The organism is Streptomyces sp. NPDC126510 (assembly GCF_040302345.1).
In the GTDB taxonomy this organism is placed as follows: Bacteria; Actinomycetota; Actinomycetes; order Streptomycetales; family Streptomycetaceae; genus Streptomyces.
The window spans coordinates 36,994-53,904 of the sequence record NZ_JBEORR010000030.1 but is presented as its reverse complement, the minus strand read 5'-3'; the positions used below and the strand labels follow the sequence as shown (position 1 = coordinate 53,904).

Genomic DNA, 16,911 nt, shown 5'->3' with positions numbered 1-16,911 from the left:
CAACCACCGACAGCCCGCAGCCGCCCGCCCGGAACGACCCCTACGCCGAAGGGGCGCTCGTGGCCCTACTCGGGCACGGTGAAATAGCGGGCGAAGGCCGGGACGACCTCGGTCTCGCCGACCTTGCCGTCCCCGTCCGCGTCGAGCGTTGCGGCGGCCGGTCCGGCGACGTCCTCGGGGACGCCGAGGCACTTCAGGACACGGCCGGCCTCCTCGACCGTCGCTGCCCCGTCACGGTCGGTGTCCGCGACGTCCAGGGCCGCGTGCAGGAAGGGGCGGGCGATCTCGGCGAACCGGTCGGGGTTGTCGCGCAGGCGCTTGACCGCACCGGTGACGAACTCCTCGCGTGTGATGCGCTGGTCGCCGTCGCGGTCCGCTATCCCGGCCATGCCCTGCCAGAAGGCCTCGGCGCCGCCGTACAGGGCCTGCCCCTTGTCGGACCGGGCCGCCACGCCGAACTCCGTGAGCAGCGCCTTGGCCGCGCCGTAGAAGTCCTCGCGGTCGATGTAGCCGTTGCCGTCCTGGTCGAAGGTGGCGAACCGGGCGGCGATCCTGCGCTCGTACTCGCTGCTGACCATGTCTCTTTCGGGCCGCCTTACGTCGGGTGGGGTACGTCTGGGTCGGAGCGTACGACGGAGAGTGCCGTTCGGGCGCGCGAAAACGTCACTTGTGCCAAGACCGGGGGAATTCCGGGGCAACGGCGTGCCGCAACGGCGACATTCGCCGTACCGTGCGTCATCGGGCCGTCACGCGGACAGGGGTTCGCCCTCGTCGCCGAGGGCGGCGTCCACATCGCCGTACACGTCGAACAGTCTGCGCACGCCCAGCGCGCCGAGGACCCGGTTGACGTGGGATCCGTCGGCCGCACCCCGGGCGGGCAGCACGAGGCGCAGCCGGCCCTGGCAGGAGCGGATCAGCCGGCGGGCCGCGATGAGCACGCCGACGCCGCTGGAGTCGCAGAAGAACACGTCGGACAGATCCAGGACGAGACAGTGATGCCCCTCGGCCACCACGTCGTGCACGCGCTGACGCAGCACCGGTGACGTCACCAGATCCAGTTCGCCCGACACCTGGAGCACGGCCCATTCGCCCTGCTCGCCGCCGGTCACTTTGAAGGTCACCACCACGCCCTTCGATCGCCAAACCGGAAGCAGACCCTACGCTTCCTTGCAGCGCGGCTGCCCAGCGGCGGTTCCCTGAAACGCAACCCGGAAAACGGATCCCCCGCTAAAGAGGCTTGATTTAGCCGACTTCGATCCTGTTCGATCCTTTTTCAGTCATGTCTGATCGACGGACAGCGGGGTAGGCGCGAGTCCAAAGGCCTCCGGTGCGAGCGCCGGCGGCCCTCTACCACCTGCAGCCGCCCAGGGGGCGCACATTGCCACAAAGGGGCGTGCGCCACCGGACGTGCCGACTACATTCGAGAAGACATCGGGCACAGGCTGGACAGAGCGCGGGCGCGGGACACGAGCAGGGGGTGAGGGCATGGCGAAGAAGGACGTACCGCCTCGCTGGGACCGCAAGATGCAGCAGCGGCTCGCCCGCGGCGAAGCGGCGGCCCTCGGTGAGCTCTACGACCGGTTCGCCTCCCTCGTGCACGGCCTCGCCCACCGCGTACTCGGCGACGAGCGCGCCGCCGACGGCATCACCCGCGAGGTCTTCATCCACGTCTGGGAGCATCCCGACTCCTACGACCCCAGGCAGGGCCCGCTGCGCACCTGGGTCGCCACCCTGACCCACCGGCTCGCGGTGCAGCGACTGCGCGCCACCGAGACCGCCGCCCTCACCCGGGAGGGCGCCGGCACCGCGGAGGAACTGGAGCACCGGGTGCGTCGCGCCTCCGTCGCCGCCCGCGCCGACTACATCGTCCAGTCCATGCCGGTTCCGCTGCGCTCGGCCCTGGAGCGGGCCTACTTCCAGCGCCGCGACTACCGCCAGACGGCCACCGACCTCGGCATCACCGAGGACGAGGCCCGTCGCCGCCTGCGGCTCGGCCTGCAACTGCTGTCCACCGCCCACGACACCGCGGCACCGGACGCACCGCCCGGCTACGGGGGTGCGGTGTGAACGGGCCGGACAGGTTCGAGGCGCACGAGGACGGCGAAGGGGACGCCGACCACGAGGAGAAGGACAACACCCCCAACGCCCGGGACGAGAGCGGCATTCGACCTGAGAGCGGCGATATCGGGCGCGGTACCGGTGAGGCTGCGGAGCACGGGCGGCCGCCGCGGATTCCCCCGCCCCGGGCCTCCGTCGAGGACAGCGGGCTGCCGCTGCCCGCGCCGGGGGACCTCGGCGACATGACGGCACCGCCCGCCCCGCCCGTCTTCGGGCACCCCGTACTGAAGGCCCTGCTCGGCGCCTGGGCGCTGGCCGCGTGCTCGGCCGAGGAGGCCACGGCCGTCGAGGAGCACCTCGGCGAGTGCGGCTCCTGCGCCGACGAGGCCCGGCGGCTGCGCGAGGCGGTCGGGCTGCTGCAACGCCCCGAGAGCCTCGACCTGGACCCGGGGCTGCGCACCCGCGTTCTGGACACCTGCCTGGAGCGGCGTCCGCCGCGCATCCCGGTACCGGAGTGGGCCGCCGCGTACGACGCCGAGACCGCGCGCCTGGACGCCCTGCTGCAGGACTTCGGCGACGCCGAGTGGCACGCGCCGGTACGGCTGCGCTGGTTCCGCTCCGACGAGCCGACGAGCCGCCGCACCACCGTCGCCGGGGTCATCGCCCATCTGCTCAGCGTCGACGGCCTGGTGGGGGTGGCGCTCGGCCTGGACGACCCGCTGGGCGACGTCCCGTCCCGGCGCCCCACGCCGGCGTCCCGCACCGAGGCGTTCTGGCGCGCCTCCCACTTCCCGCCCACCCGGTCCGTCCGGACGCCCTGGCGGGAGCAGAGCCACAGCCTCGTACGCACGGTGTCGTTCACGGGCGGCGGCGGGAAGACGCCGGTGGCGTACGGCGACTTCGAACTGCCGCTGCACGACGCGATGCTGGATCGCGCCTTCGAGTGCTGGGTGCACGCCGAGGACATCGCCGACGCGGTCGACTACCCCTACGACCCGCCCTCGCCACGCCATCTGCACCGCATGATCGACCTGGCGGCCCGCATGCTGCCGACGGCCCTGGCCCACCGCCGCCGGACCGGTCTGGCCTCCCCCGCCCACCACCGCCACCTGGTCGCGGCGGGCGAGCCCGGCCGCAGCCTCCGGCTGGAGATCGAGGGCTCGGGCGGCGGCGAGTGGCTGATCCCCCTCGACTCCCCCGCGGCGAAGGGCTCCGCCGAGCACGAGGTGGCCCACGTGGCCCTGGACGGCGTCGAGTTCTGCCGCCTGGCCGCCGGCCACGTCCCTCCACAGGAGGCGGCGGCAGGCCAGGTCGGGGACAGAGAGGCGATCAGGGACGTCCTCTTCGCGGCAGCTTCACTGAGCAGGATGTGAGGTTCTTGAGGGCGCGGGAAACTGCGCGAACAACCACAAACCACCCGCACCCGCCACCGAACGGAACGAACCGAGCTCCTAGGCGAAAATCACAGTCCGCCGCCCATTGAGCAGAATCCTCCGCTCGGCATGCCACTTCACACCCCGGGCCAGCGCCTGGCACTCCACGTCCCGCCCGATCGCGACAAGCCCCTCAGGCGTCACGTCGTGCCCCACCCGCTCGACCTCCTGCTCGATGATCGGCCCTTCGTCAAGATCAGCCGTCACGTAATGAGCGGTCGCACCGATCAGCTTCACACCCCGGGCATGAGCCTGGTGATACGGCTTCGCCCCCTTGAAGCTCGGCAGGAACGAGTGGTGGATGTTGATGATCCGCCCGGAGAGCGCCTTGCACAGGTCGTCCGAGAGCACCTGCATGTACCGGGCGAGCACGACCAGCTCGACACCCTCCTCACGCACGATGTCGAGCAGCCGCCCCTCGGCCTCCGCCTTCGTGTCCTTCGTCACCGGAATGTGGTGGAAAGGGATGTTGTACGACCCCACCAGCTCCGCGAAGTCCGTATGGTTCGACACCACTCCGGCGATCTCCACCGGCAGCGCCCCGGTCCGCGCCCGGAACAACAGGTCGTTCAGACAGTGCCCGAACTTGCTGACCATCAGCAGGATGCGCATCTTTCGGTCGGCCCGGTTGATCTGCCAGTCCATCTGGAACGAGTCGCCGATCGCCGCGAAACTGGCCCGCAGCTTCTCCACGCTCACCGGGGCGTCCGCCGAGAAGTGGACCCGCATGAAGAACAGTCCCGTGTCGTGGTCGCCGAACTGCTGGCTGTCCTCGATGTTGCAGCCGGTCATGAACAGGTAGCTCGACACGGCGTGCACGATGCCCTTCCTGTCCGGGCAGGAAAGGGTGAGGACGTACTGGTCGGGCGGGACCGCGGCGCTGGTGGACTGCTCGTTCATGCAGGACAGGTTCCCACAAGGACCGACACGACCGGCAATCGTCCCGCAGGTCGGACCGCGGCGGAGCCGCCGCGCCGGCCGGGACGCCGGACCGCTACGCGGACCTGGTCATGATCCGCAGCACGTCCAGGCTGCGCGGCGCCGCGTCCGGCTCCTCGCCGTCACTCGCGGCGAGGAGCACATGCGCGTCCCGGGCCGCCTGGACGGCCTCCGGCCACGCCTCGTGCTGGAGGTACGCGGCGACCGGCGCGTCCGGCCCGACCTGGTGCATGATCCGCAGCACCCGCAGCACCGCGGTGTCGACCAGGGCCGCCTCCTGCGAGTCGCGGAAGATCGTGCCGACGTACTTCTCGGCGGACCAGTGATCCAGCCAGGTGTCCTCGACCAGCCGGTACACCGCGTCGGTCACGTCGCCGTAGCCGTCCACACCGGCCAGCCAGACGTCCCGCTGGAACCCGGGATCGGAGAGCATGTGCAGCGCCGAGCGCACATTGCTGCGCCAGCGCCACCACGGCATGTCGTTGACAGGCATGCCGCCCATGGTGGATGAGCGACGGCCACGACGGGAAGAGTTCTCCGAAGCTTGCACGGTCATCGATCGTACGTTCCCCTCCACATCGGTCACACCGGCCCCTGCAATTCACCTGTGTGTCACCAATTGTTGATCCGACATCACGCACGGGTTAGCCATGTGACGGAATCGTGCAGAACCATGACCGGCAGGCGACGCACCCGCAGCACATTCCTCCCCGGCCTCCTCACCCGTCACGCCAGAAACGGCATCATCTCCGCGGGCACGGCGGTCGCGTGCGCGTCGCTCCTCGCCGGATGCGGTGTCGTCCCCGGCACCACGGGGGGCGCCGGGGACGACACCATCACCGTCATGACCTGGGCCCCGCAGGACACCGAGGCCACCAACAAACCCGGCATGCCCGCCTTCGCCCGCGCCTACGCCCGCTGGATCAACGCCAAGGGCGGGATCAACGGCCGCAAGCTCAACGTGCTGACCTGCAACGACCACAACGACGGGGTGGCCGCCGCGAAGTGCGCCCGGCGGGCCGTCAAGGAGAACGCGGTCGCGGTCGTCGGATCGTACAGCCAGTACGCCGACTCCTTCTTCCCCTCGCTCGAGGGCGCGGGCATCCCCTACATAGGCGGCTACGGCATCACGAACGCCGAGTTCACCAGCCCCCTGTCCTACCCCGTCAACGGCGGGCAGCCCGCGCTGCTCGCCGGTCTCGGCAGCGCCCTCGCCGGTTGCGGACCCGTCGCGCTGATCCGGCCCGACACCATCACGGGCGACCAGCTGCCCCCGCTGCTCGACTCCGGTCTCAAGGCGGGCGGACACCGGGGCTCGAACGACCAGCGGGCGGCGGAGGACGCCACCGAGTACGACGGCCAGGCCGAGCGGGCCCTGCGCACGACGGCCGGCGGCACGGCGGACGACGGGTGCGTGGTGCCCGCGCTGGGGGACCGCAACGGCACCTTCATGGACTCCTTCCGGCGGGCCCGCGAGGACTTCCCCGAGGTGCGGACGGCGACCGTGCTGGGCAGCGTCGACCAGACGGTGATCGACGCGACCGGCGGGGCCTCGGGTCCCTACGAGGGCTCGTACATCACCGGCTGGTACCCGGTGGCGACCGATCCGCGCTGGGACGGAATGAAGCGGGTGATCCGGGAGCAGGCCTTCGGCGACAACCGCATCGACCCCGCGGACGCCGGAGTGCAGACCACATGGATCGCCTACACGGTGTTCCGGCAGATCGTCGAGTCGCTGGGCGACGGCGAGGTGAGTGCCGACACGGTGGCTCAGGCCCTGGACGACGGCCTGGAGGTGGGCACGGGCGGGCTCACGCCGAGGCTGCGGTGGCGGTTCCAGGACAAGCTCGCCGCCGTGGGCTTCCCGCGCCTGGTCAACGCGAACGTGACCCTCCAGGTGGTGCGGGACGGCCGGCTGGTCTCGGCGCGCAAGGGCTTCGTCGACACGACGCGCACGCTCGAGAACGCCGACGTGAACACCTGAGCGTCCCGCCCGGCGGCTCGCTCCGGCGCCGGGCCCGAGGGACTTCCCCGGTCGGTCAGAGCTGCGTCGGCTGGCGCTCGGTCAGGCCGTACTTCTTCGCGATCCCGTTCCACAGCCCGGCCGCCTTGGCCTTCTCGGTGCTGGCGACGCCGCTCGCCCGGTTGCCGGCCAGGGTCTGGTTGGTGGTGCGGGCCTGGCCCTTCTTGCAGCCCTTCTTGCCGGCGGTCTGGTCGGCCCAGGCCGCGTAGTGGTTGTCGGCCGAGGCGGAGGCCTGCCAGGCCTTGGTGAGGGCGGCGGTCAGCGCGGCGTGGCCGGGCAGCTTGTCGACCTCGATGCCGGAGAGCCGGGTGACGAGCCCGCTGCGCTGCTTGGCCGCGTCCCGCAGGTCCTTGGCCGCCTGCGGGAGGTTGTCGCAGCCCTTGACGTCGGCGACCGCCCTGATCACGGTGCTGCGGCTGTTGCCGCTGTCGGCGAGCAGCTTGTCCAGTTCCACCGCCTGGGCCCGGGCCGGGTCGGCCGACGGCGAGGCGGAGCCGTCCGTCGCGGGGGCGGAGGCGGCCACGGTCTTCTTGTCGCCGCTGTCGTCGTCACCGCCGCCTCCGCCACCGGCGAGCAGCGCGCCCGCGCCGACACCGAGCACGGCGATGCCGATGCCGACGGCGGCGATGACGGGCACACGCGATCCGCTACGGCCACCGCGCGAGCGGCCTCCGGCGGGCGGGACGTGGGACGGCTGGGGAGCGGCGCCGTACGCGGGCTGCGGCTGCTCGATGCGGGGCATCTGCTGGGTGGCCCCGGCCGGGCTGCCGGCGCCCCGGTCACTGCGGAAGAGGTTGTCGAACTCGGCGGGCGGCTGCTTGTCGCCGCCGGGCACCGGCGGGATGTACTGCGTCGCCTCGGCGTCCGGGTGCGAGGCCGACGGCAGCGGCCCGGCTCCCGCCCCGGCCCGGGGGCCGGTCCCCAGGTACCGCGTCGCCTCCGGGTCCTCCCCGGAAGGCATCTCCGGCGGCAGCGCCCCCGGGGACACCGGGGGTATGTACTGGGTCGCCCCCTCGTCGGCGGCCTGCGCGACGGGCGGCAGGTACTGCGTGGCCGCGGCGGCGTCGCCCGCGACGGGCGGTATGTACCGGGTCGCGCCCTCGTCGGCGGACGCGGGCAGCGGCGCGCCCCCGCCGGGAGCGCCGTACGCAGCGGAGGCCGGCGGCAGGCCACCTCCGTAGGGCTGCTGCGAGACTCCCCCGCCGGGAGCGCCGTACGCCCCACCGGCGACCGGCTGACCGACCCCGTGCGCACCGGACTCCGGCTGCGGCCGGCCTCCACCCGGGGCGGAGCCCCCGTAGGCATCGGCGGCCGGCGGCTGACCGGCACCCTGCGGGTATCCGTACCCGGAGCCTGCCTGCGGCGACTGCGCGCCGCCGTTCCCGACCCCGTGCGCATCGGACCCCGGCTGCGGCCGGCCGCCACCCGGGGCGGGTGCCCCATAGCCGTCGGCCCCCTGCGGATATCCGTAGCCGGAGCCCTCCGGGGGCAGCGGGGCGCCGCCGCCCGCGGCTCCGTACGGGGCGTAACCGGCGGTACCCGCGGGTGGCTGGGCCGTGCCGTACGGGTCGGGGTTCGCCGGTGTGCCGGCGTAGGGGTCCTGGGGCCGGGTGCCCTCCGGGGGGAGGGCGCTCGGGGCCTGGGCGTCCCACCCGGGCTGCTCCGGCGTGCTCCACTGCTGGGGCTGCGACTGCCAGGTCTGGCCCGGCGGCGGGGGCGGGGTCTGCTCCTGGCCGGGCCCCCACGGCTGGCCCCAGGTCTGGCCCTCAGCGGGGGCCGAGGCCTGCGCCCCGCCCGTCGCGGGCGGGGCGGGCCGGCGGCCGGGGGCGTCGTCGGGTCCGCCCGTCATGCCCGGCAGCAGTGGTTCGCCACCGTCGGAGGGCAGCACGATGCCTTCGCGCGCGGGGCGCGCCGAGGGCTCCTCGCCCTGTCCACTCTGCGTCACCGGGACTCCTACTTATGGGGGACCTTGTGAATCGTCGGGTCACGCTACCGGGTCCCCAGAGCCCCGTGCCACGCAGCACAGGGCCCGACCGCGTGCCCTGTGAGCGCGGTAACACCGGCGGGTCACGGCGCGTCGCCCATGTCACCTCCCCCGCACGCCGCAGCCGTTTCCCGCATGTTCACGCATCCGCAGACCCCGTGTTCACGCAGCGGCCTGCAGGTCGAGCCGTGCCCCGAACTCCCTTACCACCGCCTCGTCCCGGTACGGCTCCAGCCGCTGCTGGAAGTCCTCCAGGTACTCGGCGCCCCGGTTGGACCGCAGCCCCTCCAGCAGTTCCACGGCCTTCATGCCGGTGTTGCACGCCTCCTCGATCTCGCGCTGCTGCACCTGCGCCGTGGCCAACAGCACATATCCGATGGCCCGGCGGCGCGCCCGCGTCTCGGGATGCCCGGCCAGCGACTCCTGCGCGCACCGCGCCGCCGCCTCGGCCTGCCCGAGGTCACGGTGGCAGTGGGCCAACTCGTCGGCGAGATAGGCCTCGTCGAAGTGCGCGATCCACACCGGGTCGTCCCCGGCGGCCGCGTCGGCCGCCTCCAGGGCGCTCACCGCGCGCCCCGCCGCGGACTGGGCGGCGCGCACGTCGCCCATGAGGGCGTGCCCGCGCGCCTCCGCCGCCAGGAACATCGACTCCGCCCGCGGCGACACGCGCCCCCGCGCCCCCTCCTGCGCCGCCCGCGCCAACTGCGCGATCTCCCGCGGGTTTCCGAGCTGTGCGGCGAGATGGCTCATGGAGGCCGCGAGGACGTACCCGCCGTAGCCGCGGTCCCCGGCGGCCTGCGCCAGCCGCAGGGCCTGGATGTAGTAGCGCTGCGCCAGACCGGGCTGGCCCGTGTCGACGGCCATGTACCCGGCCAGCTCCGTCAGCCGGGCCACCGCGGCGAACAGGTCCCGCCCGACCGCCTCCCGGTACGACCCCGCCAGCAGCCCCGAGACGACGCTGTTGAGGTAGTGCACGACGACCGGCCGCACATGCCCGCTGCCGTACTGGTGGTCGAGGTCCACCAGTGCCTGCGTCATGGCCTGCACCGCCTGCACGTCGGACTGCCCCACCCGCGGCCCGGCCGAGCGCGACACCTGCGCGTCGGGTGCGGAGATCAGCCAGTCCCGGCTGGGCTCGACCAGCGCGGACGCGGCGACGGAGGAGCCGGACAGGAAGTCCCGCCGCCCCACGTCACTGCGCCACAGCTCGCAGACCTGCTCGATGGCCCCCAGTACCGTCGGCGAGAACTGCAGGCCCACGCCCGAGGCGAGGTTCTTGCCGTTGGCCATGCCGATCTCGTCGATCGTGACCGTACGGCCGAGTTTGCGGCCCAGGGCCTCGGCGATGATCGCGGGTGCCCGGCCCCGTGGCTGCTGTCCACGCAGCCAGCGCGCCACCGACGTCTTGTCGTAGCGCAGGTCGAGGCCGTGCTCGGCACCGCACATGTTGACCCGGCGGGCCAGGCCCGCGTTGGAGCATCCGGCTTCCTGGATGAGCGCCTGGAGCCGTTCGTTCGGCTGCCGGGCGACGAGCGGCCTTGCGGCCATGGCGTACCCCCTGTGGCTGCGGTGCCTGCCCACGCACCGAGTTGACGTGTCTTCCGCGGCCGAGCCCCTCACGCCCCAGCTAGAAGATCCGGCCGTGAAGATCAATGCCCCGCCCACCAGGTGAAAATGCGAGGCATGTGAGGATTGCCGGGGTGACGGCTGCTGCCGGCCCCACACCTGGCTACCCAGCTCCGGCCACCGTTCCTCCCGCGCGCCCCCGCACATGCACCCATGCGCCCCGGGAACAGGGGCGATGCTCTCCCCCGCGCACGGCCGCGGGCGTAACCCCTGGTGACGACCAGAGTTGTGTTCATCGTGGAAGAGACGATCGCCGGCACCGAAGCCGCTCAGATCCCGAAGCAGCGCGGGGAAACGCTGCTGGAGACCGCCGTTCGCTACGCCGAGGAGCGCCACTGGGACGTGTTCCCCGGCACCTGGCTGGAAGCCGTCGACGGCAGCCAGCGCTGCTCCTGCGGTGACGCGGCGTGTCCGGCGCCCGGGTCGCACCCGGCGCGTCCGGACTGGGCGACGCAGGCGACGGGCAGTGCGACGGTCGCGCGGCGGATGTGGCAGAAGCAGCCGACCGCGTCGATCCTGCTGCCGACGGGGCGGACCTTCGACGCGATCTCCGTGCCGGAGACGGCCGGGTTCCTCGCGCTCGCGCGGATGGAGCGGATGGAGCTGACGCTCGGGCCGGTGACGCTCACGCCGGATCGGCGGATGGAGTTCTTCGTGCTGCCGGGGGCCGGTGTGAAGGTGCCCGATCTGGTGCGGAAGCTGGGGTGGTCGGTGTCGTCGCTGGATCTGACCGTGCTGGGTGAGGGGGCGTATGTGGCTGCGCCGCCCACGCGGTTCGGGGCACGGGGGGCCGTGCAGTGGGCCTGCCGGCCGACTCCGGCGAACCGGTGGCTGCCGGATGCGGAGGAGTTGATCTCGCCGTTGGCCTATGCGTGCGGTAGGGATCGATAGCGCCGGATCGTCTGCGTGGTTGCCGTTTCGTGGCGGCTGCGGGTCGTGTCTGGTTGATCGCGCAGTTCCCCGCGCCCCTGAAAGAAGGGCGTTGCCCCACCGTAGGGTGCAGGGTGACGGAGGGAGGCGCGGTGGAATCCAGCGCTGTGCGGGTGCGGGGGCTTTGGAAGCGGTTCGGGCAGCAGGTCGCTGTCGCCGGGGTCGATCTCGAGTTGCCCGCGGGCAAGTTCATCGGGCTCGTCGGGCCGAACGGGGCCGGGAAGACCACCACCCTGTCGATGGTGACCGGGCTGCTCAGGCCCGACCACGGGACCGTCGAGGTGGTCGGGCACGACGTGTGGCGGGACCCCGTCGAGGTGAAGGCCCGGATCGGGGTGCTGCCGGAGGGGCTGCGGCTCTTCGAGCGGCTCTCCGGGCGGGAACTGCTGGCGTACACCGGCCGGTTGCGCGGGTTGCCCGGTGCCGAGGTCGACAAGCGGGCCACACAACTCCTTGACGTCCTCGACCTGGCCGGGGCCCAGCACAAACTGGTCGTCGACTACTCGACCGGCATGCGCAAGAAGATCGGGCTCGCCGCCGCTCTCCTCCACAATCCCGAAGTGCTCTTCCTGGACGAGCCGTTCGAGGGCGTCGACCCCGTCTCCGCACAGACCATCCGGGGCGTCCTGGAGCGGTACACGGCCTCGGGCGCCACGGTCGTCTTCTCTTCCCACGTCATGGAGCTCGTCGAGTCGCTCTGCGACTGGGTGGCCGTCATGGCCGCCGGGCGGATCCGCGCCACCGGCACGCTCGCCGAGGTGCGCGGGGACGCGCCCTCGCTGCAGCGGGCCTTCCTCGAACTCGTCGGCGCGCAGAGCCGGGACGCCGGGTCCGACCTCGACTGGCTGGGCGGTGGCTCGCGGTGAGCACCCCCGCGATCACCCCCGTCTTCGTCCGGCTGAAGCTGTCGCTGCTGCGCAACGGACTGCGGCAGTCCGGCGGGCGCAAGGCCGCCTACATCACCTCGGCCGTCTTCGCCCTGCTGTTCGCCGCGCTCCAGCTGATCGGCCTGATCGCGCTGCGCGGGCACGCGCACGCCGAGTCGGTGGTCGTACTGGCGGTGGCGGTGCTGGGGCTCGGCTGGGCTGTGATGCCGCTGTTCTTCCCCAGCGGTGACGAGACCCTCGACCCGACCCGGCTGGTGATGCTGCCGCTGCGGCCCCGGCCGCTGGTACGGGCGCTGCTGGCGGCCTCGCTGGTGGGCATCGGGCCGTTGTTCACGCTGTGTCTGCTGGTGGGTTCCGTGATCGCGGTGGCGCGGGGCGGGGCCGCGTTCGTGGTGGGTGCGGTCGCCGTCGTACTGGCGCTGCTGGTGTGCGTGGCCCTCGCGCGGGCCGTCGCCGCGGCCAACGTGCGGCTGCTGACCAGCCGCAAGGGGCGGGACCTCGCGGTGCTCAGCGGACTCGTCATCGCGATCGGGGCGCAGGTCGTCAACTTCGGTGCGCAGCGGCTCGGGGCGTCGGGGCTGGGCGAGCTCGACCCGGTGGCGGAGGTGCTGCGGTGGGTGCCGCCGGCGTCGGCGCTCTGGGCCGTGCACGCGGTGAGCGAGGGGTCCTACGGTCTCGCGCTCGCGCAACTGGCGCTGACCGCCGGTGCGCTGGTGGCGCTGCTCGCGCTCTGGTCACGGCATCTGACCCGGCTGATGACCTCGCCCGACGGGTCCACCCTGCCGAGCGCCGGGTCGGCCGCCCGCGAGCGCTCCTCGACCGGGCTCGGGAAGCTGCTCCCCGCAGGGCGTACGGGCACGGTCATGGAGCGCAGCCTGCGGTACGTGTGGCGCGACCCGAAGACCAAGGCCGCCTGGGTGACGTCGCTGGCCATCGGGCTGATCGTGCCGGTGTTCAACGCCTGGCAGGGCACCGGGTCGGTGTACTTCGCGTGCTTCGCCGCCGGGATGCTCGGCATCCAGATGTACAACCAGTTCGGACAGGACACCTCCGCGTTCTGGATGGTCGCGATGACGATCTCCTCGTCCCGGGACGCCTACGTCGAGCTGCGCGCCCGGGCGTACGCCCTGCTGCTGATCACCCTCCCGTACGCCACGCTGGTGACCGTGGTGACGACGGCCATGCTCGGCGACTGGCGGCGGCTGCCCGAGGCGCTGGGGCTGTCCTTCGCGCTGCTCGGCGCGATGCTCGCGACCGGGGCGTGGACCTCCGCCCGGTTCCCCTACTCCATCCCGCAGGAGGGCTACAAGAACGTCGCCCCGGGGCAGACCGGGCTCGCCTGGATCTCCATCTTCGGCGGGATGATGGCGGCCGCCCTGCTGTGCGCGCCCGTCATCGCGCTCACGATCTGGCTGAACGTGAGCGCCGACGGCGACGACTGGACGTGGCTGCTGCTGCCGGTGGGCACGGCGTACGGGGCGGCGCTGACGGCGGCGGGGCTGAAACTGGCCGCCCCGCGGACGGCCCTGCGACTGCCGGAGATCCTGGCGGCGGTCAGCAAGGGGTGAGGCGCTCCGGGCCGGCCGGGGAAACCTCATGCCAATGGTCGCCCGGGCGCGCAGGGGAAGGCGTCCCGTCAGTGGTCGCCCGGGCGCGCAGGGGAAGGCGTCCCGTCAGTGGTCGCACGGGCCGGCCGGGGAACGCGTCCCGTCAGTGGTCGCCCAGCGAGTCCAGGAACGGCTCGATGGCGGCGCGCCAGGCCTCCGGCTGGTCGTAGTGCACCAGGTGGCCGGCGTCGGCGACCTCCGCGTACTGGCCTCGGGGCAGGACGCGGACCATCTCCTGGGCCTCGGCGCGGCCCAGCTCGCCGTCCAGACCGCGCACGACCAGGGCGGGGCAGCGGACCTGGGCCAGCTCCTCCCAGTGCGCGTCGTACACCCACGTCTCGCGGGAGCGGAGCATCTGCTCCGGTTCGAAGACCGGGCGCCAGCCGTCCGGGGACTCGGCCATCACCTCGGCGTAGAACTCGCCACGGGCCGGATTGGGCCGCTCCACCCAGGGGTCGTCCTCGCCGAACCACTTGCGGACGTCGGCGAGCGTGGCGAAGGGCAGCGGCCAGGAGTCGAACCACTGGCCCCACTCGCGCTGCGAGGCGGCACCGAGCGCGGAGGCCCGCATGTCGCAGATGATCAGTCCGCGGACCAGGTCGGGACGCTTGGCGGCGAGCTGCCAGGCGGTCAGCGCGCCCATGGCGTGGCCGATGAGGACGACCCGGGCGAGGCCGAGCTGCTCCAGGGCGGCCTCGGCGTCGTCGACGTAGGCGTCACGGGTGAAGGCACCCCCCGGGGGTTTGTCGCTGCGGCCGTGGCCGCGCTGGTCGAGGGCGACCGCGCGGTAGCGCGCGGACAACCAGCGGGCGGTGGACGCCCAGTGCGAGGCGCGGCCCATGAGGCCGTGCAGTAACAGCACGCCGGGCGAGCCCTCCGGCGCGGTGTGCCCGTCGTGCGCCCCCTGTCCGTCCTGCGCGTCCTGCGCCGGGTCGGTCTTGGGCGGGTCGCCGAACTCCCAGGCCGCCAGGCGTACGCCGCCCGTCCCGGTCACGTCGATGCGTCGCGCCATGTCTGGCACCCCCCAAGCTTCGCGCGGACCGCGACTCCCTCGAGCCGGCCGGTCCTGTGAACCGTGTTCTGCCTGCTGTTCCTTCTGCCCTGCTGGTTGCCGTACCTGTCGGTGCAAGTGTGCCGTGCGCCGCCCGCAGACTATCGAATGCGCATTCGAGAATGAGGTTCTCGCGGGCAACACCCCTCGTTCGAGTGACCACCCTCGGGGATTGATCGCCGCTGTCGAGGGGAGATCTTCAGCGGGAGGCGGACCGCTCGGGGAAACCGGTCCGAGGGGAATGACCCTGAGAGCTCGGGGCTCCGGGTCAGCACAGGGGAGGACAGGCCCCGGCGCCACACGGCGCCGGGGCCCTCCGCGTCTTCACGGCACATCCTCCCGCCCCCTCCCCGGCCGGGCGGCATCACTGCCGAGCCGCGGCCAAGAGCCCCTCAGGTCATATGCCTCACGCGACAGCGTCGCACGGGAAGCGGACGAGCGCTGCGATTCGGCGGACTGGACGCCGGATTCGGTCCGGATCACGCCAACGCCACAAGAACCGCATGCGGGACGGGAGTTGCCCGGCAGCGGATGGTGACCGGCGGCCGACGGGCGGCGGACGCCGGGTTGATGGACGCAGGGCCGGTCCGCTCAGGCCGGTCCGCCCGCCCCGGTCCGCTCCCGCCGGTCGCTCAGGGCTTGGCGACGAACACGTGGGAGGCGATGTCCGACTCCAGCTCGGCCGCCTCGCCGCCGCTGCCCACCAGCACCCCGCCCGCCGACTCGGTCACACTCACCACCGAGCCGGGCTGCACGCCCGCCCGCCGCAGCGTGTACATCAGCTGCGCGTCCGTCTGGATCGGCTCGCCGATCCGGCGCACCACGACCGTCTTGCCCTCGGCGCCCGGGTCGAGGCTGGCCAGCGACACCATGCCCTCGTCCAGGAACGGGTCGGCCCCGTCCTTCTCGCCCAGCTCCTCCAGACCCGGGATGGGGTTGCCGTACGGCGACTCCGTCGGGTGCCGCAGCAGCTCCAGGACGCGGCGCTCCACGGCCTCGCTCATCACGTGCTCCCAGCGGCACGCCTCCGCGTGGACCTGCTCCCACTCCAGACCGATCACGTCGACGAGCAGACACTCGGCGAGGCGGTGCTTGCGCATCACACGCGTGGCCAGCCGGCGGCCCTCGTCGGTCAGCTCCAGATGCCGGTCACTGGCGACGGACACCAGACCGTCGCGCTCCATCCGCGCCACGGTCTGGCTGACGGTCGGCCCGCTCTGGTCCAGCCGCTCGGCGATACGGGCGCGCATGGGGACCACACCCTCTTCCTCCAGCTCGAGGATGGTGCGGAGATACATCTCCGTGGTGTCGATCAGTCCGGACATACGTGCCCCTCGAATGAGATCTGCCGGAGGCTGGACGGCTCACCGGCGTGTGCGCTGGCCCTGAACCCAATTCTGCCGGATACCACCGACAACCGTGCCGCGGGAGGCGAAGCGGGAGATTACCCGGCCGCGCGCAAGGGTACGGACTTCTCCTTCGGGGGCGTCACGACGCTCGGCGCACGGCCCGCACGGCCGTATTGACACCGCACTGGTCCAGACCGCACCGTGATGCGCGACACAAGCCGCCGAGGCCTGCCCGAAGGGACCCCGTATGAGCGACCGCGTGCCGGCCGGCCAGTTCCTCGACGCCGCGATCGGCCTGCTGCGGCGGCTCCGCGACGAGGAGACCGACGGCATCACCGCGGCCGGGACGCTCCTCGCCGACACCGTCGCGGCGGGCGGCCGGCTCTTCGCCTTCGGCGCCGGGCACTCCTCCCTCGCCGCGCAGGACCTCGTCTACCGCGCCGGCGGCCTCGCGCTGATGAACCTGCTCGCCGTGCCCGGTGTCGTCGGCGTCGACGTCATGCCCGCGCCGCTCGGCTCCGCGCTCGAACGCGTCGACGGCCTCGCCAGCGCCGTCCTCGACAGCTCCCCGCTCCGCGAGGGCGACGCCCTGCTGATCATCTCCCTGTCCGGGCGCAACGCCCTGCCCGTGGAGATGGCCATGAACGCCCGTGCCCTGGGCGTGAAGGTCATCGGCGTGACCTCGGTGGCCTACGCGTCGGAGACGAAGTCCCGGCACGCCTCCGGGACGTACCTGAAGGACCACTGCGACCTCGTCCTCGACTCGAAGATCGCGGTCGGTGACGCGGAACTCACCCACGACGACATCCCGGCCCCTTTCGCCCCGGCCTCGACGGTCGTCACCTCGGCCCTCCTCCAAGCCGTCATGGCGACGACCGCCACCACCCTCGCCGACCGCGGCATCGAACCTCCCCTGCTGCGCTCCGGCAACGTGGACGGCGGCCACGACTGGAACGCCCGGGTGATGGAGCAGTACCGCGACCGGATCTTCTACCGGTACTGAAGCTTCTACCGGTACCGAAGA

General features: G+C 72.6%; 15 protein-coding genes. 7 read left to right on the top strand and 8 right to left on the bottom strand.

Annotated elements, in window-relative coordinates:
• Window positions 1-65 precede the first annotated feature (65 nt).
• Both ABTX60_RS33185 and ABTX60_RS33180 read right to left on the bottom strand, forming a co-directional pair.
• Window positions 66-578 carry an EF-hand domain-containing protein gene (locus tag ABTX60_RS33185; protein ID WP_352100721.1) on the bottom strand — a complete coding sequence of 171 codons (513 nt, stop codon included), beginning with the start codon at window positions 576-578 and terminating at the stop codon, window positions 66-68.
• A 168-nt stretch (window positions 579-746) separates the two neighbouring features.
• Window positions 747-1,127 (bottom strand): STAS domain-containing protein, encoded by a 381-nt coding sequence (locus tag ABTX60_RS33180; protein ID WP_189727000.1) that lies wholly within the window; start codon window positions 1,125-1,127, stop codon window positions 747-749.
• Between the two features lie 358 nt (window positions 1,128-1,485).
• On the opposite strand from ABTX60_RS33180, the gene ABTX60_RS33175 reads away from it, so the two are divergent.
• Window positions 1,486-2,067, top strand: a complete 582-nt coding sequence (locus ABTX60_RS33175; protein ID WP_352100720.1) for a sigma-70 family RNA polymerase sigma factor — start codon at window positions 1,486-1,488, stop codon at window positions 2,065-2,067.
• Complete coding sequence (locus tag ABTX60_RS33170) at window positions 2,064-3,431, top strand: maleylpyruvate isomerase N-terminal domain-containing protein (protein WP_352100719.1); 1,368 nt, start codon at window positions 2,064-2,066, stop codon at window positions 3,429-3,431. Before ABTX60_RS33175 ends, ABTX60_RS33170 begins: the two co-directional genes overlap by 4 nt.
• A 78-nt stretch (window positions 3,432-3,509) precedes the next feature.
• Here the strand turns inward: ABTX60_RS33170 and purU are convergent, their stop codons facing one another.
• Window positions 3,510-4,391 (bottom strand): formyltetrahydrofolate deformylase, encoded by an 882-nt coding sequence (gene purU / locus ABTX60_RS33165; protein WP_352100718.1) that lies wholly within the window; start codon window positions 4,389-4,391, stop codon window positions 3,510-3,512.
• Window positions 4,392-4,485: 94 nt separating this feature from the next.
• Complete coding sequence (locus ABTX60_RS33160) at window positions 4,486-4,986, bottom strand: SCO4402 family protein (RefSeq protein WP_352100717.1); 501 nt, start codon at window positions 4,984-4,986, stop codon at window positions 4,486-4,488.
• 117 nt (window positions 4,987-5,103) lie between these two features.
• Between ABTX60_RS33160 and ABTX60_RS33155 the strand changes: the two genes are divergently transcribed.
• A complete protein-coding gene (locus ABTX60_RS33155; protein ID WP_352100716.1) occupies window positions 5,104-6,414 on the top strand; it encodes an ABC transporter substrate-binding protein in 1,311 nt (436 codons plus the stop codon).
• Window positions 6,415-6,469: 55 nt separating this feature from the next.
• Here ABTX60_RS33155 and ABTX60_RS33150 read toward each other — a convergent pair whose 3' ends face one another.
• Both ABTX60_RS33150 and ABTX60_RS33145 read right to left on the bottom strand, forming a co-directional pair.
• Window positions 6,470-8,398: a hypothetical protein gene (locus ABTX60_RS33150; protein ID WP_352100715.1), complete on the bottom strand. Its 1,929-nt coding sequence runs from the start codon at window positions 8,396-8,398 to the stop codon at window positions 6,470-6,472.
• A 201-nt stretch (window positions 8,399-8,599) separates the two neighbouring features.
• Window positions 8,600-9,985 (bottom strand): NsdA family TPR-like regulatory protein, encoded by a 1,386-nt coding sequence (locus ABTX60_RS33145; protein WP_352100714.1) that lies wholly within the window; start codon window positions 9,983-9,985, stop codon window positions 8,600-8,602.
• 306 nt (window positions 9,986-10,291) lie between these two features.
• On the opposite strand from ABTX60_RS33145, the gene ABTX60_RS33140 reads away from it, so the two are divergent.
• The 3 genes from ABTX60_RS33140 to ABTX60_RS33130 all read left to right on the top strand — a co-directional run bounded on the left by ABTX60_RS33140 (window position 10,292) and on the right by ABTX60_RS33130 (window position 13,448).
• Entirely contained in the window at window positions 10,292-10,954 is a 663-nt protein-coding gene (locus ABTX60_RS33140; protein ID WP_352100760.1) for a bifunctional DNA primase/polymerase, read from the top strand.
• Between the two features lie 113 nt (window positions 10,955-11,067).
• A complete protein-coding gene (locus tag ABTX60_RS33135; protein ID WP_352100713.1) occupies window positions 11,068-11,859 on the top strand; it encodes an ABC transporter ATP-binding protein in 792 nt (263 codons plus the stop codon).
• Complete coding sequence (locus tag ABTX60_RS33130; RefSeq protein WP_352100712.1) at window positions 11,856-13,448, top strand: transporter; 1,593 nt, start codon at window positions 11,856-11,858, stop codon at window positions 13,446-13,448. Before ABTX60_RS33135 ends, ABTX60_RS33130 begins: the two co-directional genes overlap by 4 nt.
• A 142-nt stretch (window positions 13,449-13,590) precedes the next feature.
• Here the strand turns inward: ABTX60_RS33130 and ABTX60_RS33125 are convergent, their stop codons facing one another.
• Both ABTX60_RS33125 and ABTX60_RS33120 read right to left on the bottom strand, forming a co-directional pair.
• Entirely contained in the window at window positions 13,591-14,499 is a 909-nt protein-coding gene (locus ABTX60_RS33125; RefSeq protein ID WP_352100711.1) for an alpha/beta fold hydrolase, read from the bottom strand.
• 671 nt (window positions 14,500-15,170) lie between these two features.
• A complete protein-coding gene (locus ABTX60_RS33120; RefSeq protein ID WP_053671441.1) occupies window positions 15,171-15,863 on the bottom strand; it encodes an iron-dependent transcriptional repressor DtxR in 693 nt (230 codons plus the stop codon).
• Window positions 15,864-16,134: 271 nt separating this feature from the next.
• Between ABTX60_RS33120 and ABTX60_RS33115 the strand changes: the two genes are divergently transcribed.
• Window positions 16,135-16,890 (top strand): SIS domain-containing protein, encoded by a 756-nt coding sequence (locus ABTX60_RS33115; RefSeq protein WP_352100710.1) that lies wholly within the window; start codon window positions 16,135-16,137, stop codon window positions 16,888-16,890.
• Window positions 16,891-16,911 lie beyond the last annotated feature (21 nt).